This window comes from Chitinophaga agrisoli (genome assembly GCF_008386695.1).
Taxonomy (GTDB): Bacteria; Bacteroidota; Bacteroidia; order Chitinophagales; family Chitinophagaceae; genus Chitinophaga; species Chitinophaga agrisoli.
The window spans coordinates 2150764-2171681 of the sequence record NZ_VUOC01000004.1 but is presented as its reverse complement, the minus strand read 5'-3'; the positions used below and the strand labels follow the sequence as shown (position 1 = coordinate 2171681).

General features: G+C 50.2%; 17 protein-coding genes and 1 riboswitch. Of the genes, 8 read left to right on the top strand and 9 right to left on the bottom strand.

Translation table 11 applies throughout. The annotated features are described in order from the left end of the window. Positions 1 to 89: 89 nt before the first annotated feature. The 3 genes from F0L74_RS27765 (at position 90) to F0L74_RS27750 (ending at position 2478) form a co-directional block, all read left to right on the top strand. Complete coding sequence (locus tag F0L74_RS27765) at positions 90 to 1133, top strand: PorP/SprF family type IX secretion system membrane protein (RefSeq protein WP_149841158.1); 1044 nt, start codon at positions 90 to 92, stop codon at positions 1131 to 1133. Between the two features lie 34 nt (positions 1134 to 1167). Further along, positions 1168 to 1719 (top strand): hypothetical protein, encoded by a 552-nt coding sequence (locus tag F0L74_RS33400; RefSeq protein WP_188316201.1) that lies wholly within the window; start codon positions 1168 to 1170, stop codon positions 1717 to 1719. A 168-nt stretch (positions 1720 to 1887) separates the two neighbouring features. Beyond that, a complete protein-coding gene (locus F0L74_RS27750; protein ID WP_149841155.1) occupies positions 1888 to 2478 on the top strand; it encodes an RNA polymerase sigma factor in 591 nt (196 codons plus the stop codon). A 228-nt stretch (positions 2479 to 2706) separates the two neighbouring features. Here the strand turns inward: F0L74_RS27750 and F0L74_RS27745 are convergent, their stop codons facing one another. Next, a complete protein-coding gene (locus F0L74_RS27745) occupies positions 2707 to 2973 on the bottom strand; it encodes a hypothetical protein (protein ID WP_149841154.1) in 267 nt (88 codons plus the stop codon). Between the two features lie 559 nt (positions 2974 to 3532). Here F0L74_RS27745 and F0L74_RS27740 point away from each other — a divergent pair. The 3 genes from F0L74_RS27740 (at position 3533) to F0L74_RS27730 (ending at position 6621) form a co-directional block, all read left to right on the top strand. Further along, positions 3533 to 4645 (top strand): DUF2911 domain-containing protein, encoded by a 1113-nt coding sequence (locus F0L74_RS27740; RefSeq protein ID WP_149841153.1) that lies wholly within the window; start codon positions 3533 to 3535, stop codon positions 4643 to 4645. Positions 4646 to 5162: 517 nt separating this feature from the next. After that, a complete protein-coding gene (trxA, locus tag F0L74_RS27735) occupies positions 5163 to 5480 on the top strand; it encodes a thioredoxin (RefSeq protein ID WP_149841152.1) in 318 nt (105 codons plus the stop codon). Positions 5481 to 5655: 175 nt separating this feature from the next. Continuing rightward, the gene (locus F0L74_RS27730; protein ID WP_149841151.1) at positions 5656 to 6621 is read left to right on the top strand and encodes a YheT family hydrolase; all 966 of its coding nucleotides are present in this window, start codon (positions 5656 to 5658) and stop codon (positions 6619 to 6621) included. Between the two features lie 234 nt (positions 6622 to 6855). Here the strand turns inward: F0L74_RS27730 and F0L74_RS27725 are convergent, their stop codons facing one another. The 6 genes from F0L74_RS27725 to F0L74_RS34180 all read right to left on the bottom strand — a co-directional run bounded on the left by F0L74_RS27725 (position 6856) and on the right by F0L74_RS34180 (position 13532). Continuing rightward, positions 6856 to 7839 (bottom strand): PKD domain-containing protein, encoded by a 984-nt coding sequence (locus tag F0L74_RS27725; protein ID WP_149841150.1) that lies wholly within the window; start codon positions 7837 to 7839, stop codon positions 6856 to 6858. 6 nt (positions 7840 to 7845) lie between these two features. After that, positions 7846 to 8979 carry a YncE family protein gene (locus F0L74_RS27720; RefSeq protein ID WP_149841149.1) on the bottom strand — a complete coding sequence of 378 codons (1134 nt, stop codon included), beginning with the start codon at positions 8977 to 8979 and terminating at the stop codon, positions 7846 to 7848. Positions 8980 to 8991: 12 nt separating this feature from the next. Then, entirely contained in the window at positions 8992 to 11010 is a 2019-nt protein-coding gene (locus tag F0L74_RS27715; protein ID WP_149841148.1) for a TonB-dependent receptor plug domain-containing protein, read from the bottom strand. An 8-nt stretch (positions 11011 to 11018) separates the two neighbouring features. After that, entirely contained in the window at positions 11019 to 12158 is a 1140-nt protein-coding gene (locus F0L74_RS27710; protein ID WP_149841147.1) for a DUF5074 domain-containing protein, read from the bottom strand. Positions 12159 to 12379: 221 nt separating this feature from the next. After that, positions 12380 to 12597, bottom strand: a riboswitch (cobalamin riboswitch). A gap of 246 nt (positions 12598 to 12843) precedes the next feature. Continuing rightward, positions 12844 to 13305: a helix-turn-helix domain-containing protein gene (locus F0L74_RS27705; RefSeq protein WP_149841146.1), complete on the bottom strand. Its 462-nt coding sequence runs from the start codon at positions 13303 to 13305 to the stop codon at positions 12844 to 12846. Between the two features lie 107 nt (positions 13306 to 13412). Beyond that, positions 13413 to 13532, bottom strand: coding sequence for a sigma factor-like helix-turn-helix DNA-binding protein (locus F0L74_RS34180; RefSeq protein WP_149842144.1), 120 nt, complete (start codon positions 13530 to 13532; stop codon positions 13413 to 13415). A gap of 149 nt (positions 13533 to 13681) precedes the next feature. Here F0L74_RS34180 and F0L74_RS27695 point away from each other — a divergent pair, with 149 nt between their 5' ends. Further along, complete coding sequence (locus F0L74_RS27695; RefSeq protein ID WP_149841145.1) at positions 13682 to 14524, top strand: rhomboid family intramembrane serine protease; 843 nt, start codon at positions 13682 to 13684, stop codon at positions 14522 to 14524. Positions 14525 to 14550: 26 nt separating this feature from the next. After that, positions 14551 to 15180, top strand: coding sequence for a hypothetical protein (locus F0L74_RS27690; protein ID WP_149841144.1), 630 nt, complete (start codon positions 14551 to 14553; stop codon positions 15178 to 15180). Between the two features lie 3 nt (positions 15181 to 15183). Here F0L74_RS27690 and F0L74_RS27685 read toward each other — a convergent pair whose 3' ends face one another. Then, positions 15184 to 16578, bottom strand: a complete 1395-nt coding sequence (locus F0L74_RS27685; RefSeq protein ID WP_149841143.1) for a DNA recombination protein RmuC — start codon at positions 16576 to 16578, stop codon at positions 15184 to 15186. A gap of 6 nt (positions 16579 to 16584) precedes the next feature. Beyond that, the gene (locus tag F0L74_RS27680) at positions 16585 to 20859 is read right to left on the bottom strand and encodes an AAA domain-containing protein (RefSeq protein WP_149841142.1); all 4275 of its coding nucleotides are present in this window, start codon (positions 20857 to 20859) and stop codon (positions 16585 to 16587) included. Positions 20860 to 20918 lie beyond the last annotated feature (59 nt).

Here is a 20918-nt window from a genome sequence, read left to right as displayed (position 1 = left end):
CAGCTGCTAACTGTCCTGACCATTTCAATGTAAAAACCGGTACCGGGCGCTTCTGGACGGGAGCGTCCGGATACCTTAAAACAACGATCATGCAAAGGATCCATCAAGCATATATGGCGGTTGCTTTGATAATATTTATGGGGATACAGCCGGTGACTGCGCAGCAACAGCCGCATTATACGCAGTACATCATGAATCCTTTTATCATTAATCCCGCGGTGGCGGGCATAGAGAACTACTGGGATGTAAAGGCCAGTCACCGGCATCAATGGGCGGGGTTGAACGGCTCTCCCGTAACCACGTACCTGACGGTACATGGGCCGCTGCGTAAAAGCGATTACCCGCAAGCGTCGCCCACCGGCTTTGATATAGAAGGGGAGAACCCCCGTGGCCGCGCTTACTGGATGCAGTATGAAGCGCCGCCATCCCATCCCGGGGTAGGTTTTACGATGCTGAATGACAGAACAGGGCCGCTAAGCCGGTTCTCCTTCAGCGGCACTTACGCGCATCATATTGGCCTGGCGCCCCGCACCAGCTTAAGCGCCGGTATTTCCGTAGGCATGCAGTCCATCAGCCTGGACGCCTCCAAATTGGAACTACAAGACCCCAATGACCCGGTGATTGCCGGCAGCGGCCTGCTGAACAAATGGAAGCCGGAAATAGCCGCCGGTTTGTGGTTATACAGCGCGGATTATTTCATAGGCTTATCTGCCCAGAACATTGTACCCATGAACCTGGGCTTTGATGAAGGCAAGGTAGTAGGGGACTCCCTGTACCGGGGCAAGCTGATCCCGCATCTGTTCCTGACCACGGGCTACCGTATGTGGCTGTCTGATGATCTGAGCCTGCTGCCCTCTGTGATGTTCAAATACATTACGGCCGCGCCGGTAAGCTTTGACGTGAACGCCAAGGTACAGTACCGTGACCGGGTATGGGTAGGCGCCTCTTACCGCTATAATGATGGCGTAGCCGGGATGCTGGGCATTAACATCAGCTCCACGTTTAACATAGGGTACTCTTACGATTATACGGGATCTTCCTTAAACACGGTGAGCCGCGGCTCGCACGAGATCATGATAGGCTTTTTAATAGGCAACAAATACGGGGACCTGTGCCCGCGCAACATTTGGTAACATTTATTATTCAACCAATACAAACAAACCGTTTATGCAACGATTTTCAATGTTCAGAGCTATTGCCAGTGCATTTATTTTATCTATTGTTTTTACCGCAGTATCCTGCTCTAAAGAAGGCGATGCAGGACCAGCTGGTCCGGCCGGCCCTGCAGGCACGCAAGGCCCTAAAGGTGATAAGGGCGATAAGGGGAATGCTAATATCATTGCCTCTGATTGGCTGAACGTAGCCTTTGAAGACGATACTACCCGCTGGGTAGGTGGTATTGAAATACCGGAACTGACGCCGGAGATACTGACCACCGGGGAAGTGCATGTATATATGAACCTGAACAATGCCACTGATCCCGTAGTAGTACCACTGCCTTATTTTGATGGTAGTTTCATTATTAACATGCAGTTCCTGACCGGGGGCATTGGGCTTATTGCCAATGAAGACCTGTCTTCTTACGAGGATGAGAACGGCGTAGCCTATCAGCAGGCCAGGTATGTGATCATCCCTGCGGATGCAGCCGCGCGTAAAGCAGCCGGTATAGACTGGAATGATTATAAACAGGTGAAGAAGTACCTGAATTTAAAAGACTAGATGTTGTGATTGGAACGGCGTTGTAGTACGCCGGAAGATAATAACGAACAGCATTTAAAGACTATACTAATAACTCCATCACAGATTAGATTATAGGAAAAGGGCTGCTTTGTTCAGGGCGGCCATCCTTACAAACTCATTTTTTGGAAAACCCTCCATAACGTGTATATGAACAGATATTGTGACTTTACTGACGAAGACCTGATCCGGCTGTATCTGGCCGGCGATAGCAGCGCATTTTCCTGGCTGGTGAACCGGCATAAGGACCGGTTGTTCACCACTATTGTGCTGCTGGTAAAAGACCGTTACCTGGCAGAAGATATTTTCCAGGAAACATTTATTAAGATCGTAAACGCCCTGAAAGCCGGACACTATACGGAGCACCACCGTTTTGTAGCCTGGGCCGCGCGTATTGCGCATAACTGTTGTATTAACCATTTCCGGAAAACGAATGTATTGATACCGGTAGTGCTGGGATATAAAGAAGAGATCTGCGAATTTGTGGCCTGTACCGCGCAAAGTGAGGAACAGCGGCTGATTGATGGGGAGTGGAAACGCGAGCTGCATGTAATGCTGGATATGTTGCCAGAGACGCAGCGGGAGGCGTTAATACTGCGGTATTATGCGGATCTGAGCTATAAGGAGATAGCGCAGGTGGTGAATGTGGGGATCAATACGGCGCTGGGAAGGGTAAGGTATGCGATCATGAATTTAAGGAAGATCATGGAGCATGCGGAGGAAGATGCGGTGTTTGCTTAATTACCCCCGAATTCGAAGGAGATAGCCTTATTTTAAACCCCTCGAATTCGAGGGGTTTAAAATGCACCCTTAAGTACCTTGTTTGTTGAAGCCTTAAAGACAATAAGTAAAAGAGATCTGGGGGGTTGCGGCATGACAGGAATAACAAACCTACCGCCTTAACAATAAAGCGGCAGGCATCACGGTAATAATGCCTGCGCTTGGCTTACCAGTAGTATAACAAGTCTATTATTGTTCAGCGGCTGGTTTAGCCGCTGTTTTTTTAGCCGTAGCTTTTTTGCCACGGACAGTTTTGCTGGTAGCTTTTTTGGATGCCGGCGCATCTTTTTTCAGTACCGGTAGTCCTTTGCTGAACAGTTTGGCCGCTTTGCGTACCCTGTTCTTAAATTTCTTTTCACCTAACTGTTCTTTCCATTGTGTGAGCACGGTCTCGAACTGTTGCTCTATGGCTTTCCGGGTATCTTTTTGAATTTGTCCCTTAGTGGTTCCTGGCATTGGTAATGGTCTTTAATGTTTATCGGTAACATAAAATTAACGATAATATAATATGGCCAATGTTAAGTTTTCTGTTCCGGGGGATAAATTGAATAACATCTTTGTTTGATATGTAAAAAAATATAATATACATAAAAAAGTAGCTGTTATCTTTACGCGAAATTTTGCCATTGAGTTAGCAAGGTTATATGATGTTGTAACGCTTGTTTGTATATAGTAACGTGAGCATATATGGAAGACATTTTACAGGCTTTCTGGAGAGTTTGGTAAGGCATCAGCAGCAGGAGAAAAGAAGCCAATTGAGTACGAGAACAAGGCCTGTCACAACCGGCGGGCAAACCTGCAATGATTATTAAAAAAATTGAGCACAGTGATCAATGAACAACCGGGCCAACAGCGCACATGCGGGGGATTATACCGGCAAAGGAAACATGCTTATTAACGGATAATATTGGGATGAGGATTATACCGCCTTTCATCCTTTAATTCTTTCATCAGTCATTGTTTCTATTTGCCGGGTTCAGCTGCTTTGGTAGCTTCCCGGTAAATTATCCCCATTATGAAACAGTTTATCTGTCATGTAGCCGGCCTTATCTGCCTACCCCTTTTTACATTTTCACAGGTTTATCTTACATCCACACCCAGCGGCGGCAATAAAAAAGCTGCGGTAAGTGAGCGTGTAGGTATTACAGATGTTACCATCCACTATGACCGGCCAGCGGTGAAGGGCCGGGAAGGAAAGATCTGGGGCCAGCTGGTGCATACCGGTTTTGCGGACCCGGGTTTTGGCAGCAGCAAATCCTCTCCCTGGAGGGCCGGCGCCAATGAAAATACCACTATTGAGTTCACCAATGACGTAAAGATAGAAGGACAGCCTCTGCCCGCCGGTAAATACGGCTTTTTTATCGCCTACGACCCATCGGAGTGTACCCTTATCTTTTCAAAGAACGCCAGCTCCTGGGGCGCTTATTATTACAATGAGCAGGAAGACGCCCTGCGCGTTAAGGTAAAGCCCGTAGCGCTGGATAAAAGCGTAGAAAGGCTGCAATACGAGTTCATGGACCAAACGGAGAATGCCGCCACCATTGCCCTTGAATGGGAGAAACTGAAGATCCCCTTTAAGCTGGAAACGGATTATGAGAAGGACCAGGTAGCCTCTTTCCGCCGCGAGCTGCGTACGGACAAAGGTTTTAGCTGGGAAGGCTGGGACCAGGCGGCCGGCTGGTGCGCACAGCATAACATCAACCTGGACGAAGCGCTGCTGTGGGCAGATACTGCCACCAGTGCCACTTTTGGCGGCAGCCGGGTGTTTACTCCCTGGGCTACCAAGGCCATGGTGCTGCAAAAACTGGGGCGTAATGGCGATGCCGCAGCGGCTATGAAAACAGCCATGCCCTTTGCCAGTATGCAGGAGTTACATGGGTATGGCCGGCAGCTGATCCAGCTGAAGCAGCCTAAAGAAGCCATGGAGGTGTTTAAGACCAATTATGATAAGAACCCTAACCAGTTCACCACCCTGATGGGGCTGGTAAGAGGGTATTCTGCCAATGGGGACTATAAAGCGGCCCTGAAATATGCTAACCAGGCGTTGGCGCAGGCGCCGGACCCGCAGAATAAGACGAATATACAGCGGATGATAGAGCAGCTGACGGCAGGGAAGGATGTGAATTGAGGCGTTAGCGGTTAGCTGGTGGCTGAGAATGTAGGATGCCTGGGAATTGTGCTCCTGGCATAATTTCCTCATCTAAGGTCTTGGGTAGTCATTAAGCCTCCCCTTCAGATGAATAAGTTATGGCGGACGCGTTGGATGAGGGGCTATGCCGGCAGGGTTCATCTGTGAGCTGCGCCTGCCGCGGGTTGTTCGTTTAGCAAGCTGGCTGGCGGAACCCGCGCCAGCCAAGGCTCACATCTGAACCTGCCGGCAATGCAGCATGCACGTAAGGCACCAGGGAAGCTCCGGTAGGTGGGAGGCTTAGGGTTTTCTATAGCTATCGGGCAAAATTGCCTTGATATTGCTATGACATCCCATTGACATTGCTATGACATCCCTATCCGTCCCTTTTTGCATCGCCGCTGCAATTTTCTGCAACAATGCCCGGAAATTGTAGCTATAACTGCCCAATTGCCGTGTCCGGACTGTCAAGTCTGCGCACGGCCCTATTTTTGAGGCATTATTGCAAAACAGTATAATGGAAACGCAAAGCACACATCAATCATTTGGGGACCTGATCCAGGGCGATAAGCCAGTGTTAGTGGATTTTTCTGCAGAGTGGTGCGGCCCCTGTAAAATGATGCCTCCGATCCTAAAGGAGCTGAAACAGATGACCGGAGATAACCTGATCATCCTGAAAATGGATGTAGACCGTAACCCGCAGGTAGCTAATGCTTACCAGATACAGGCCGTACCCACCCTGATGGTATTTCAGAACGGGGAGGTGAAATGGCGGCAAAGCGGTGTTATGAACGCCCGCGAGTTAAAACGTGTTGTAGATCAATATGTAAAATAGTGTTTAGCCATTAGCTTTTAGCTGTTAGTGACCGGAGCGATTGGAGCGGTATGATCTGATCTGTTTTGATGACTGACAGCTGAAAGCAGGGTTGGCGAAAGTATAATGCGCGTTATATTTGCAGATCGTTCAACGCTAAAAGCTAAGAGCTAAAAGCCAACAGCTGCACTCAACTATGCCTGTTATACGTGATTCCGATTATAAAGCGCCTTTCTTTTTAAAGAACCGTCATCTCCTGACGATCTATCCCTCCTTATTCCGTAAGCTGCCGGCAGTAAGCTATCAGCGGGTACGGATGACCACTTCTGACGATGATTTCCTGGACCTGGATGTGAGCAGTATTAGCAGCGATAAGGCGGTTATTATCCTGCATGGGCTGGAGGGTAATGCCAGCCGCCAATATGTAAGGGGTATGGTGCATACTTTTAACAAGGGCGGCTACGATACCATCTCCCTTAATTTCCGGGGTTGCAGCGGAGAGCCTAACCGCAACCTGCGTTTTTACCATAGCGGCGAAACCGGCGATCTGGCGCAGGTGGTACAATATGTAACGGCTAACTGGCCTTATAAGGCCATTCACCTGGTGGGTTTTTCCCTGGGTGGTAATGTGCTGCTTAAATACCTGGGGGAGCAGGGGAGGATGACCCACCCGCTCATCCACTCGGCCGTAGCCTTATCTGTGCCTTGCGACCTGAAGGATAGCTCCGGGGAGCTGGAGAAACCACATAATACCATTTATATGCGGCGTTTTATCCGGGACCTGGGATATAAGCTGCAGTTAAAAGCGCAGCGTTTCCCGGATATGATCCTGCTGGACAATTACCACACTATTAAGACCTTCCGTCAGTTTGATGACCAGTATACAGCGCCTATTCATGGTTTTCCGGATGCACTCACCTATTGGGAGCGTTGCAGCTCCAAACCTTTTCTGAAAGATATACGGGTACCCACATTGCTGATCAACGCGCTGGATGACCCCTTCCTGGGTAAGGGCTGTTTCCCTTATGCAGAGGCGGAGGCGAGCCCCTGGTTTTACCTGGAAACGCCCAGCTATGGGGGACATGTGGGGTTTGTGACGTTTGGGGAGGCGGGGTATTGGTCAGAAAAGCGGGCGCTAAAGTTCATACAGGAATATTTCTAGTTGCGGATTAGCTTCACTATTTTATGCCCCGTTGCAGGTACCTGTGCCCATACCTGGTTGTTTGTTTATGTCGGACATTATTACATACCATTACGCTAACCTATCATCACTATCTGATCGCATATTGCGTGTCGCAGGCGGGATGCGACCTACAGCAAGCCCAGATCCCGGCGGGGAGGGCTCCCCACCGGGGTTGGTTTTTCTATAGAACAGGGTATAAGTTATACCGTGTAACTAGTTCTTTTTAATATGCAGGTCTTTAATGCCCGCTACTTCTGTAGACACTTCACCCATCAGCAGATCCGGGTTAGCCGGGTCAGTAGAAACGCTACCATTGCTGTTCTGACCTGTATACACTTTCACAAAATCCACATACTTTAACTGCACCGGTGTGCCATCGGCTTTTACGGCTTTGGCAATATCCAGCTTGTTATAGCCATATCCTTCTTCCGCGGCTACATCCAGCAGTTCCTGCGAGCCATTGTCTGCGTATCCCCATGCAAATGGTTTGTTGGTAAACAGGTCCGTCTGGTACACATCGTCATATTGTTTGCCTAAGGTGCTGGGCAGCAGGGTGCCTTCAAATACCAGCGAGTCGCGGTTGGTAGCAAATGCCGGGTAATAGGGTTGTATGTGGAAGTAGTTTGCCAGTACGATGCCGGTGTGGCCCTGGTTATCTTTCCAATGAACATCCGCTGCTTCTGCCGTTTTAGGATTGTAGTAGGTAATGCGGTATTTTTTGATGGTAGTGACCTTGGCGTATTCGCTGCCGGCCAGTTCGTACCATTCGCCGTCATCGGGTTTGCCATTGCCATTCAGGTCCTGCATAACGCATACAATACCGGCCTCTGACCATTCCTGCGAGGGGTTGGTGAGCGGGTTACCGTAGATGCCAATATCGTCACCGTCTTTATTCTCGATGGAGTGGTCAAAGCCTACGATCACGTAACCGCCAAAAGCGCCCAGGGACAGCAGGCCATCGTTGCCGCCTATGATCTTCTGTGAGCCGTCCAGGGTACCAGTAGAGCCTTCGTTTACGAATTGTCCGGGGGCGGGCAGGTACTCGATCACGTTGGTGATCCATTGACTGCTGTTTTCATTGGCGGCGCGGAAATGATCCGGCTCGTCTGGTTTTACAGGGGCGTCGTCCTTGGAACAGGAAGCGGCCAGTAGTATCAGTGTTAGCAGCGTAATAGCATTGAGTCTTGTGAATTGCATATGTGGTTATTGATGATTTTTAAGAAATACAAAATGACCGGGTATGTCCCCCGTTTCTACGGACCATTTCTTTTTACCGCTTTTGTCAAAACAATACAGGATGCCGGGTGAGAGGTAATCCAGCGCGTCTGTGACATATATATCTTCCGTATCCGGGTCTACCAGGATGCCGTAAGGGATCACGATCTGTTTCTCTGTGCCGTCTGTGATGAAGGAGGTATGCAGCAGCGTATCCGCCTTTACGTCTATCATAGCATAGGAGATGGTATTGGAATGGGTGATGTAACTCCAGGCTACCGCATAGATATAGGCAATGTCCTTATGGATGACGATATTACTGGCGGCAAAATCAAAGCGTTTTTTGACGGTATCTGCATGTGTGTCTATTACGAACATGCGTGAAGGCACGGTGTAGTAATCGCCGCGGGAGGTCACATACAGATCGCCGTAAGGGTCTAAGGCCAGGCGGTCCAGGTTGATAGCCACATCAATGCGTTTGAGCTCCTGCCGGGTATCCAGGTTGATAACGGATACGGTGCGCTCATAGTTAGGCGGGCTGTAGCCGCCTGAGTTGGCCACGTACAGTTTGTTGCCTGCAATGGCCATCTGCTCCGGGTTACGGCCGGTAGGGATGCGGGCAGTCTCTGTGAGTGTGGCGGTGTCAATAACGGATATGTAGTTGCCGTTGGAGGTGATGTAAGCATGATCCTTGTAGAAGACCACATAGCGGCATTGCCATACATCCAGCTCTTTGATACGGATGGCGGTGGCAGGGTCTACTACTTCCACTTTATTGGAGTTGTTGACCACGATATACATTTTACCGCCGTAGATCTGGATATCGTTGCCCACATCGCCCAGGCCTTTGGTGATCTCCGGGTTATAGGCTTCGAATATATTGCGGGTGAACAGGCCGGTGTTAAGGTCCAGGTAGTCCAGGGAGGATTTATTCTGGTTCATGTTTCCTTCATTAAGCACATACAGGCCTCTTACAGTGGGCGCGTCCACTTTGCCGCGGGTATACCCTTCGATCTGTGTAAGATCTACCTGCGGCGGCTGTATATCTTTGCGGCAGCCCGCTATCAGCAGGGCAAAACCCAGTGTGATCACAGACAACCTATTAAAAAGATTCCCGTACATATAATTGTTTTATCAGCGGCTAATGCTGTAGGTGATGCGGTAATTACGTCCCGGCATAGGGAAGTTGAGCACCACATCATAATATTGGTTTAAGAGATTATTTACTTCCAGGGCCAGCTTATGCGTGTATGATCTGCGTTGTACTGTCCAGGAGGCAGAAAGATCGCTGGTATACCAGGGCTGCACATAGTTGACCGGGATATTCCTTTTCTGGCTGTAACGTTCGCCGGTATAGATAAAGCTATAGTTAAAGGCCAGGGAATGCCAGTCGGCCCCCATGGTAAAAGACCCGCTATGCCAGGGCGTATACGGGATCTGTTGCCCGTAATTGAAACCTCCTTTGCCGGAGGTAACATCCTGCGCCTGCTGGTAGGTATAGTTGAGCCCAACATTCAGGAGTAAGGATTGTAAGGGTTGCCAGGCGGTACGCAGGGCCACATCTGCCCCTTTGATACGCACCTTGCCCAGGTTGGTCATGCTCCAGCCAAAGAGGTTATCTGATGGCACGGCCACGATCTTGTCCCTTACGTTATTATAGTAGCCGTCTGCCTGTAATGAAATATACTGCCACCTGCCGCGCAGGGCCTGCTGAAAGGTAAAGCCGGCATCGTACTGTTGTACATATTCCGGCCGCAGGTTGTTGTTGCCGATGAAGGTATAGTAAAGATCATTGAAGGTAGGCAGGCGGAAGATGTTCTTATAAAAAGCCCGCAGCCACAAACCACGATTGGCAAAGGGCTGCCAGGCGGCGGAGATGGTGGGCGTGTATTCCCGTTTTGGGCCGGCGGCTTCGTAGGCAGCCACCTTTTCATTTACGATAGTGGCCAGCAGATGGCCCTGCAGCTCTAGCCGTTGTATACGCGCACGGCTGGCCAAAGCCAGCAGCGTAGTATAGCGGGTAGGGTAGGGGAAGTGGTACAGGTTAGCGTGCATAGTGTTGACGATAAAGTCTGTAGCCAGCGAGGCCTCCCACCAGGATGTAAGCTGGTAAGCATTGGTGAGTGAGAGGTACCACTCGTGCTGGTGATAGAAATTGTCCAGCAGGTGTTCCTCGTTCGGGTATTCCGGATCAATGTAACGGCTGTACAGGTCCGAGTATTTGGCGTTTGCCAGCAGGTGATACCGTCCCCCGGCATCCTTGCGGAAGGAAGCCTGGATGAACTGATCCCTGTCTTCCAGGTGCTGGCCGTATTCGAAGTGGTTGGCTACAATAGCGCCGGGTAACCCCCGTGCGGATTGATAGCGGTAATACTTTACAGACCAGGCGCTGCTATCCGCCAGTAAACCATTCAAGCCGGCTTCAACGCGGTAGGCGTTTACGTTGCCGTTCTGCCGCATGGCGGTGGTATCATACACGCCATTTGTGTACCGGAACTTGTAACGGCCGTTTGCATTGATCCATTCTGTACTAATGGTGCTGTAGATATGTTCACTGATCTTCTGTTGCCAGAACAGAGAGGGGTTAACCAGGCCGGATGAGCCGGTTTTGATGCTGGCTTTGCCATGCCATTTCTCATCGCCGGTAAAATGGGGCGTACGGGACTGCAGGGCCAATACATTGCCGGAGGCAAAGCCCCTGGCCGGTTGCAGGATGGTAGCCGGCTGACCGTTAAAGAGCGCTATTTCCGCAATATTATCCAGCGAGAACTTGCCCAGGTCTACCTGGCCGTTCTGCGCATTACCTAATACCAGGCCATCATAAGTTACCGCGGTATGGTTAGTGCCCATGCTGCGTACGTTGATGGTCTTAAGGCCGCCAATGCCGCCATAATCCTTTAGCTGCACACCGGAGAAATAACGCATAGCATCTGCCACAGACAGGCTGTTAAGCCGCTGCAACTGCGGACCGGAGAGTACCTGCATAGATGCTGACGGAATAATACCGGTAGTGATGCGCTTCGCATCTACCCTTACTTCCCGCAGGGTAGTGGTATCATGGATCTGTGAAAAAGCGGCGCCTGCTGTCAACAGACAGACGCCGCAAAGGAGACATGGGATCGTCCCCTTTTTATTGGACCGTATCTTATACATGTTTGCGCTTAGTGGAATACAGGCATAGCCGGGAAATACCAACCGTTGTAGGTCAGCGTTTTCTTTAATACCGCGGTGCTGGCGTTATAGATCAGGATCCTGTTCACATCACCGGTAATGGAGCCATTGATGGTTGTCAGCGCCAGCTCATTCTTATCCTTATTATACCCAACGCCTGCGCCGTAAAAGAACTGGCCATTAGGCAGCGTAATAAAAGGCGTGGTAATGGATGAGGGCGTGTTGAAGATATAACGGTATAACTGTGTACCGCCGGCAAAATTGTTGTTACGTACAATGTAGATAGCGCTATCCACGGTAGAGGAAGCGATAGCCGCATGACGCCATGCGCCCCAGGGAGAAGGTGTGGTGAAAGGCAGCTTCACTATACGGGTACGGGCAAGGGTAACCGGATTGATACGGATAAGGGAATCAGAAGTAGTGTAATACACATTACCATCCTTACCGGCAGCAAAGGCCAGGTTGGCAATACCAAACTTCTGAGCTACTGTATTATTGCTGGTGTTAATGGCCACTACGCCATCTGTCTGGGACAGTGCAAATACATAGCTGCCGGCCTTGATCATATCGCCGGTATAACCGGAGATGCCAGAGATCTTAGTGCCAATAGAGAGGGGTGAAAGTGTTACCGGGTATACGCCATCTTTAGCGCTTAAGAAGCCATGGGAGGCGTCTATGCCTACAAAAGCATGACCGTCATTAGCGGGCAGGCTGCTTATGCGGCCGGTTTCTACCATAGTATTGGCGTCTACCACTACCATTGGGCCGCCTACCTTAATTACGATGTACATTTTACCATTGAAGATGGTGGCGTACTGCAGGGTGCTGGTAGCGGTACCTAAGGTGCCCGTAGGATTCTCTTTGTGATACACATTCAGGCTAAGGCTATCCCCGGCATAGGAATAGAAATGTACGTCGCCGGTGCCATGGCCAAACCAGCCTTCGTTGGCAACAAAGAAACCATCTGCATAGTTGCCGGCCAGCAAAGCGTTTGGCGTGGCATTTACACGGGCCAGGGATGCAGCATCCTGTTGCTGCAGGGGTAACAGGGCGTCTTCTTTCTGACAGGCAGTAAATAACATGGGTACTGCTGCCAGTAATAACAAGAGGGGCAATAGTTGTTTTTTCATATATAGTTGTTTGTTGGTAATGCAGGGACATGCCAAATCCTGTTCCGCTGGAAACAGGGAAATAAAAGGCCAGGTCTGTAGCGGCAGTTTGCAGGTATGTAAACAAGCAAACAGGCTACGGACCGGTATAGTCCTCACACGCTGATGGGTAAATCTTTACAACTAAAAAAGAATATGAAGCCGGCGGGCTTACATTCTTGGCCTTTCACCCGAAAGCGCTGAATGATAGATCACATCTGGCAGGTCTTCTGGCTCTCCTGCTTTTCCGGCAGCCTTCCCGTTGCGCCAGTGGGCGCACAGTGGCATGCAGTAATTCCGGAAAAACGTTCCCGCCGGAGGCGGGAAGCAGGATCACAGCTACGGGGATAGCTCCGGCTTTGTACCGGATTCCCTTTTAATCCCGGGTGTTACACCGGGAACCAATTGCGGATGCAAACGTACGGTAAGAAAATGTTAAAACCAAAAGGGGGGATAAATGGGGAGGAATTAGCAGGCAGTTGAACAAGTGAATACTAGGTGGTTAGATCCAGCCGGTTGGATAAGAGATTACGTATCCATTCATTATGGATTTCATGAGACCATTTTGGCGTGAACAAGCCAACCTCTGCCAAACGTAGGAGCAAATCACGTAGGGTGGCGGGGCACAATACATTTGCATCCAACAGGGCAACAAACTTTACATCCATTAGTATCCGAGATTAAGTTCCTGTGCCTGATCTGCGAGGAAATCCAGCTTATCGGCTCTGTTCTTTTTAATCTTTTTATTATAGGCGATCAAATCTTTCAGATGTATTCTGCGGTGTGTGCCTACTTTGTGAAAAGGTATCTCTCCTTGTTCCAGGAGGCTAACAATATGTGGGCGTGATACGCCCAGCAGGTCTGCGCCTTGCTGTGTACTGAGATCTGCATTATCATCTGAAAGAAAAAGTGCAAACGAATCTCCTTCCGCCATTCTGTTAAGGATCTTAAGAAAAATGATCATGGCGGATTTGGGTACTTCTAATTTGCCCTTGTAGCCTTCAATTTGTATAAGTACTTCATTATTGCCGGCTTTTGCAATCTGAGTAGAGACGGCCGCTACCTGGGGATTTACTGCCCTGGCAATCTTTTGATCACGCTTGGTGGTTTTTTCCAATATCGTTTCCATTTCGCTGCTTTTATATTATGAAGTTAATCAAAATAAACGAAACAAACGAAATAAACGAAAGGCGTTTTTTCATTAAAACCCAATAGTCAACGCACCTTAATAGTAAGTTAAGCCATGTGCGGCGGCAAGTAACAATATAAGCGGGTAATATATTTTTCCACCATACTCACCGATACTTTTAACCGTGCGGCGATCTCTTTATAGGATAGCCCCCGCCCGCGGTGCAGGGGTAACCTGTTTGCAGCGTTGGATGGAAACTGGTATTCTTATAGCCGTTGCGATAGCAGCTGTTGCAAAGCGTTAAGGATCAACTATAAACGCACATATTTGTATATATTGAATTTTATCTTCATATTGCACCTTTGTTAACTTACCTATGGGACAAACGGGCTTTATTAGTATCATACTGGTACTGGCAAATGTTATTATTTCTTACAAGGGATTTAAAAGCACTGCCTTTTATGACAAATACAATTTCCAGGTAGACAGGATCCTTATCAACCGGGAATATATACGGCTGGTGAGCAGCGGTTTTCTGCATGTGAGCTGGATGCACCTCATTTTTAACATGATGTCCTTATGCCTGTTTAGCGGGGCTATAGAAATGTACCTTGGCAGCGCACGATACCTGATCATTTATTTTGCCAGCCTGGTGGGCGGCGATCTGCTTTCGTTATTCATTCACCGGAATCATGGGGATTATAGCTCTGTAGGGGCATCCGGCGCTATCAGCGGGGTGATATTTGCGTCTATTGCATTGTTCCCGGACATGGGCGTAGGCTTTTTCTTCCTGCCGGTTTTTATCCCTGGCTGGCTGTATGGGGTAGGGTATGTGTTGTATTCCATCTATAGCATCAGATCAAAGCGGCATAATATAGGGCATGAGGCGCATCTGGGCGGGGCAATGATAGGGTTGATCGTGGCAGTGATATTACACCCGGTGCTACCAGCCAGGAACTATGTGACGATAGTGGCTATCCTGTTACCGGGTATATTCTTTATTTACATGATCGTAACGCGGCCGCATTTTTTGCTGATTGATAATTATTTCTTCCGCCAGCATCAGCCTTATATGGATATTGATCACCGGTATAATATGGAAAGGAGTAATCAGCAAAAGCAGGTGGATATGATCCTGGAGAAGATCCATAAAAAGGGGATGGCAAGTCTTACGCCTAAAGAGAAAGAGCTGCTGGAAAGGTATTCGCAGCAGGTATAATAACATATAATCCCGTACCTACAGCTATGAACATGCACGCTAAACTATGGATCAATGATCAGAAAGGGGACGATAAGATCATTGCGTTTACCAACTATACTATCTACAAATGTAATCCCAGGGACGGTGCTGAGGATGATGCAGTGCAGTCATTTAAAATGAATATGCTACCAGCAAAGGACATATTTGGTATACCATTGTCTTATATCCGGGAGTTCCAGCTGCAGGAGGGTAAAGCGCAATTGATGGTGATCCTGAACTCCGGTTCGGAAGAACAGCTTACCATCAGCGATACGGAAAAAAGAGAAGAGATCTTTGCCTTCTTTAAAACGTTGTTGCCGGGTGAGGCTATTGAAGAAAAGTACAGCATATTCCGCGCTGCCAAAAAACCGCTTATTGCTTTAGGGGTAGTAATTGGGCTATTTATCTGGAGCATGTATATTGCCAGCGGCATAGAGGAAGGCGCGGAATATGAGGTGGTGGGCGGCGGTGCAACAGGCTACCATTCTGCGGCCGGTATTGTGCTGATGCTGGGGATCTTGGGCACTAAGAAAGTGCTGATGATCTTTTTGCCGCTGATAGCGATAGCACTGTTTGCGGTGTGGCGAAAAGCGCGGAAACCGCCGGTAATGAAACGGTATGTGGTGAAGCGGTAGTGCTTACGGCTGTTCATCCTCCAGTGGCGTTCCATTCCCCAGTAACATATTCACCTGCTCCCGCGGTAATTCCTGCACGTTTTTCAATTTCTTCTCAATAACGCGTGAACGGCGGCTGGCGTCATCTATAACATTACTCGCCTCCTGTAGTTTCTTCTGTGTTTTTTCGAGGATGGCGCCAAAGTTCCCGAACTCTGTTTTTACGGCGCCTAATAATTCCCATACTTCGCTGGACCGTTTTTCTATGGCCAGGGTGCGGAAACCCATCTGTAAACTATTCAGCAAAGCGGATAGGGTAGTGGGGCCGGTGATGATGATACGGGATTCCCGTTGTATGGTCTCAAAGAGACCGGGTGTGCGGATCACTTCTGCATAAAGGCTTTCGAAGGGCAGGAACAGGATGGCAAAGTCCGTAGTGTTGGGCGGATCAATGTATTTGCTGAAGATATCTACGGCGCATTTCTTAATACCGCGGACAAAGTTTTTACGGCATTCTTCTATCAGCTCCGGTAAGGCTTTATCGTAGGCTTCGAGTAATAATTCAAAATCTTCTTTGGGGAACTTGGAGTCGATAGGCAGCCATAAAGGCTGTTTATCTTCTTTGCCAGGCAGTTTTACGGCAAACTCCACCAGGGCGTTAGAACCGGCTTTTGTCTTTACGTTCTTGGCGTATTGGTCTGGCGTAAGCAGTTGTTCCAGCATGTTCTCCAGCTGGTACTCGCCTAAGATACCGCGTGTTTTTACGTTGCTGAGCACCCGTTTAAGATCGCCTACGCCGGTGGCCAGCTGCTGCATATCGCCCAGGCCTTTATGTACGGCTTCGAGGCGCTCGCTCACCAGGCGGAAAGATTCGCTGAGGCGGGTTTCCAGCGTTTGCTGCAGTTTCTCATCCACCGTGGCGCGCATCTCATCCAGCTTTTTTTCATTGCCGGATTGCAGGTCGCTGATCTTTTTTTCCAGGGAGGTGGTGAGGAGATGCTGTTTCTCTTCCATGGCGCGGGTAAGCAGGCGCAGTTTCTCTTCTATGGATAACATCAGCAGGTGCTGCTTTTCCTCCATGGAGCGGGTAAGCATGCTAAGGTTGTTGCTGAAGGTTTCCAGTTGTGACTTTTGAAAACCGCTGGTGGTTTTCATGGCGTTGGACAGTTGCTCCCCAAACAGGTGCAGGGAGCTTTGCAGCTCTGTGCGGGTGGATTGCGTGCTGTTGTTAGTCTCCAGGCGGTTAGTGGCAATCTCGTTCTTTACGGATGCCTCTACGCGCTGGATAGCGTTTGACAGTGTTTCTATTTTATAGTTTAACTGCGATTGTGCAGTATTGCCGGCTGCTTTATAGGCAAACACCAGCACTACTATCAGCAGTAATACGATCAGGGCTAATAAAACATAGATCAGTTCCATGATTGCTTATTTAAGGTGATCCAATAGCTGGTGCAGCACATAGGTGCGGTCATCCAGCCAATCTTTGGCGTATACATGCGCCAGTTTCCAGCCAAAGGCCTGCAGCATGGCGGGGCGCTGATAATATTGCTCTACCAGGTTATTGTTCTGGTAGTGGGCCGCATCGTCCAGCAGGATACCAAGGCTGTAATGCGTGTCGGTAGCCTGTTTTTTTACGGCCAGGGAGCAGCGGAAACTGCTTTGTCCTACGGCTTCATCTACAATATAACCGGCTGCTTCCAGCGCGGCTTTTACCTGGCGGGTAGTGAGGGAGGATACGTCTGCATCTGTGCTGATGACCTTACCGGGCGGCAGCAGGCTATCCAGTACCTGGCGGGCCTGTTCCATATGGCCGGTGCTTACCGCCTCCGCATATTGCAAGAAGCGTTTAAAATAACGCGCGCCGTCGTTATGTTCGTTCGTGATGTGCTGGTGACGGATGCTGCTGATGATGGCCATGTGTTTTTTAGCGCGGCTAAAGATCACGTTCAGTCTTTTTTCTCCGCCACGGCGGTTTACAGGGCCAAAATGCATGCGCATATGTTGGTGGCGGTCATGTCCGTAACAGATACTGATGAGGATAATGTCCCTTTCATCGCCTTGTACATTCTCCAGGTTCTTGATGAATAAGCCGGTGTATTGTCCTTCTTCTTCGCGGTTATAGGCATTGTCCAGCGCGGCGTCAAAGGCCCGGTCTGTAGCGGCCAGTGCGTTAATGGCGTTGACGATGGCCTGTTGCTGCTCCTGGCTGAAGGCTACAATACCAATACTCTCCTTTACCGGTTGTAATAATAATGACTTTACAATATAAGCAATATAACGCGCTTCCGGCAGGTTGCTCCTGTTCTCATATACGCCGTTGGGCAGGTAGTGGTAGCTGATGCTGTGCTGTAATACCTGTTGTGCATACTGTTCCCCCTCTTCCGGTGTTTGTATGGTGAGCAATGGCTGTTGCGGCGGTGGCAGGGTTTTATCCGGTATGGTAAGCAGATCGGCCCCATAGAAAGCATGATTGGAATAACTGATCAATGCCTCATAACGGCTGCGGTAGTGCCAGCGTAACATGGCGCCGGGCAGTTTGGCCGCGCCCTGTACCAGCAGGCTGCCGGCATCCGGGTTGAGGTCTTCATCTGTGGCAACATCGTCTGCTTCCGGTGTGCTGCTGCTAAAGAACTGTGCCGGCGGCATCTGTTTCTCATCGCCTACGATGATGGTCTGCGGGGCGCGGAACAACGCGGGAATGCCTTCTTCCAGCGGGATCTGGCTGGCCTCGTCAAAGATCACCACATCAAAACAAAGCGGGTCCATGGGCAGGCTATCGCTTACGCTTAATGGGCTCATGAGCCATACGGGCTTAATATCCTTTAGGACGATGCTACTCTCCAGGGAGGCCATTTCACGGATGCTGCGGAAGCGCATGGTTTTGCCCATTTCATGCTCCAGCAGGCGGCGGCCTTCTGCATAAGTTTTCTTCAGCTGCCGTTGTTCCGGGCTTAGCTGGCCGGCGGCCGTATTGCTGACGGTATAATGTTGCAGGAACTGCTGCCGGCGGGTAGCGCGGATATAATCGCTGTTAAGGCTCAGTAGCTGCTGATAGGTTTCCGTGATCTGTTTTACGGCCTGTAAGAGATGATCCTGCTGGGTGTTGGCAAAGGTAGAATGGCGGTCATAGATAGCCTGCAGGCTAAACTGCGCCATGGCTGCCTGTGCCTGTAACGGCGTAAGGGGCACCTGGCGGATGGTATCCTGCAGTTCTAAGGGCAGCGCCGCAAAGGCCTGCAGGGCAGGCAACAGCTTTTGCAGCTGCGGGGCCTGGGCGCAGATGGCGCTGAGCTCTTCCTGTACCTGCCATAATGATTTCTGCTCGTAGCCATACAGGGATTGTTGTAGTTGGATCTCCAGCTGATGCAGGGAATTATTAAGCCCGCTTAGCTGCTGCACTACTTCATGCGCCTGCGGATGCTGGAGGAGATAATGGATACGCTCATCCCCCAGCTGCCGGCGCAGGGCTTCCAGGCCTACGTACATGGTGACCAGGTTATCCGTGCGGTACCGCTCCTGCATGGTATGCTGGTGTTGCGTGAGCTTATCCGCCGCGGCGTATTCATCGCGCAGCTGCTCCAGGATAGTGCTGAAAGCGGGCGCCAGCTGGTGTGCGGGGAAGTTGTAGGCTTTTAACAGCTGTTTCTTTAACCGCCGCCAGGAGCCGCTGAAAAAGCGCAGAAAGGATGCTTCATACTTTGCAGCAATGGCCAGCGCCAGTTGTACTTCCTGCGGGCTGAATTTCTGCAGCCAGTGTTTATTGCGCTTACCAGCCAGTTTATAAGCTTTCTGGTATTGGCGGTACCGGCGGTAGGCTTTTTCAAAACGTTTCGCTTCTTTATTCTCCGGATCTACCAGGTGCAGGTTACGGTGCTCTGCCAGCGGTCCTAATACGGCGGCTGTTTTTACGAGCGCCATGAGCTGTGTGAGCTTCTCCGTATACTGGGTGGGTATCTGGTTATTGATGATAATACGGGTAATATGATCGATAGCCCCTTGCGCATGGGCGGATAAATGATTGATGAGCGTAAAGGCCTGCCGGTCCTGTATAAGCGCATTGCCCAGGTTACGGAAGGGATGCAGGGCCAGTTGTGGCGCGGCGCCCTGGCGTTCCAGTGCGCGGCTCAGCTCTTCCAGCGTATCGCCAAACTGGAGCCAGTAGTGGTAGGCCGGCATGGTATTGGCTGGCGCGGCGGGCAGATGGTGTTGCAGCTGTAGCAGCGTGGCAATCAGCTGGCGGGTGGGAATACCCACGTCTTCGCCGGTGGCGCGCTGCTGATCGTGATACGTTTGTAACAGCTGTAACTGGCGTTGCAGGTGCTCCAGGGCTATCTTGCGCCGTAGGGTGAGGTGCGTGAGGTCTATCCTGGTTTTCAGGAAATCATCATACACCGTTTTCAGGTCCTGTATAAAGGCTTTTTTATCCGCCTGGCTGTCGTGTATATAACAGCAGAGCTCTGACAGTTTGCGTTGCTGCAGGCGGTGATATACAACATCCAGCGCGGCTCTTTTCTCACAAACGAATAAAACCGTTTTGCCCTGGGCAAGGAAATCGGCTACCAGGTTGGTGATGGTCTGACTTTTACCGGTACCGGGCGGGCCTTGTATAATATAGCTGCCGCCGCTGCGGTTTTGCAGGATAGCTGCAGTTTGTGCGGGATCTGCGCTGATCACGTGATACCAGTCCGCCGGCGTGTGTGCCACGACAGGCGGGGCGGGCGCTTTGGGCAAATCACTGAACAGCGCGCTGAATACCGGGTGGGCGCCGCCCTGTGTAATGGCCTGGTTATAATCGCTGACCAGGCTCATTTTTTTGTAATTGAAATTACCCAGGACCAGCTGTGTGGTATCAAACTCCCACAGGTGGGGAGCGGGCGTAAGCGGCGAGGTGTATGCAATGCGGGCAGCCGGATCAGGAACATCTTCCGTTGGGCGGCCCAGTCTTTTTAGATAGGTATCGATGGTGTGACGGGCGGCCTGGTAGACCTGTGCGGCATCCGGATCATTGGCGTACAGCAGTTGTACGGGTTGCTGTTCATCCGGTTGCAGGCCCTGGCTGGCGGTTTCCAGGCTGGTTTTGAAAACCTGGTAAAAGTCCATCATGCTCAGCTGTTCAAAAGGAACGCTATCCGGCAGCTCAATACCGTAAAGGTCTTTGAGATGATTAGCCAGCACCGGGTTAACGGTTGCCACATTGTCCAGGATCTCCAGGGTAAATTTGTCTTCGCCCACCGCTTTGCTGCGTTTAAGCTTTACCGGTAGCAGCAACAACGGGCTTTGTATGCGGATGCTGCTGTCTTCCTTCAGATTATACCAGTGCAGGAAAGTCAGCACCAGGTGCAGCTGGCTAAAGCCATACTCCTTTTCATCGCTTTCTGCCTGCAGGCGTACATTATTAAGCTGCGGTTGCAGATAAGGATGCTCTTTAAAGAACAGCTGTTCATTGAGCAATACGGAGCGCATGCCCATGATCTGCCGGTCAATACTGTTATAATTAAAGAGGATGGTAGCCTGCTGCGGCGGTTGCGACATAGGCATACTGGCGGCGGTCAGGTTTACAAAACGGCTGCCAGATCTGTAATACAGCAGCCGGTTGCGCCGGCTCGTATCAAAAAGCCGGTTGCGCAGGCTGGAAAGGATGAGCGCATGACGGTTGGCAGACGGTATGGATGACGATGTAGCACTGAAAAGATCAGACATAGCAGGTAGCCCGGTTGTTTCGCATGAAAATCAGACGGAAAAAATACCGCATAAAGCGC

Coding starts and splice junctions, on each gene's coding strand:
- F0L74_RS27765 (WP_149841158.1), top strand. CDS start 90: ATGCAAAGGATCCATCAAGCATATATGGCGGTTGCTTTGATAATATTT.
- F0L74_RS33400 (WP_188316201.1), top strand. CDS start 1,168: ATGCAACGATTTTCAATGTTCAGAGCTATTGCCAGTGCATTTATTTTA.
- F0L74_RS27750 (WP_149841155.1), top strand. CDS start 1,888: ATGAACAGATATTGTGACTTTACTGACGAAGACCTGATCCGGCTGTAT.
- F0L74_RS27745 (WP_149841154.1), bottom strand. CDS start 2,973: ATGCCAGGAACCACTAAGGGACAAATTCAAAAAGATACCCGGAAAGCC.
- F0L74_RS27740 (WP_149841153.1), top strand. CDS start 3,533: ATGAAACAGTTTATCTGTCATGTAGCCGGCCTTATCTGCCTACCCCTT.
- trxA (WP_149841152.1), top strand. CDS start 5,163: ATGGAAACGCAAAGCACACATCAATCATTTGGGGACCTGATCCAGGGC.
- F0L74_RS27730 (WP_149841151.1), top strand. CDS start 5,656: ATGCCTGTTATACGTGATTCCGATTATAAAGCGCCTTTCTTTTTAAAG.
- F0L74_RS27725 (WP_149841150.1), bottom strand. CDS start 7,839: ATGCAATTCACAAGACTCAATGCTATTACGCTGCTAACACTGATACTA.
- F0L74_RS27720 (WP_149841149.1), bottom strand. CDS start 8,979: ATGTACGGGAATCTTTTTAATAGGTTGTCTGTGATCACACTGGGTTTT.
- F0L74_RS27715 (WP_149841148.1), bottom strand. CDS start 11,010: ATGTATAAGATACGGTCCAATAAAAAGGGGACGATCCCATGTCTCCTT.
- F0L74_RS27710 (WP_149841147.1), bottom strand. CDS start 12,158: ATGAAAAAACAACTATTGCCCCTCTTGTTATTACTGGCAGCAGTACCC.
- F0L74_RS27705 (WP_149841146.1), bottom strand. CDS start 13,305: ATGGAAACGATATTGGAAAAAACCACCAAGCGTGATCAAAAGATTGCC.
- F0L74_RS27695 (WP_149841145.1), top strand. CDS start 13,682: ATGGGACAAACGGGCTTTATTAGTATCATACTGGTACTGGCAAATGTT.
- F0L74_RS27690 (WP_149841144.1), top strand. CDS start 14,551: ATGAACATGCACGCTAAACTATGGATCAATGATCAGAAAGGGGACGAT.
- F0L74_RS27685 (WP_149841143.1), bottom strand. CDS start 16,578: ATGGAACTGATCTATGTTTTATTAGCCCTGATCGTATTACTGCTGATA.
- F0L74_RS27680 (WP_149841142.1), bottom strand. CDS start 20,859: ATGTCTGATCTTTTCAGTGCTACATCGTCATCCATACCGTCTGCCAAC.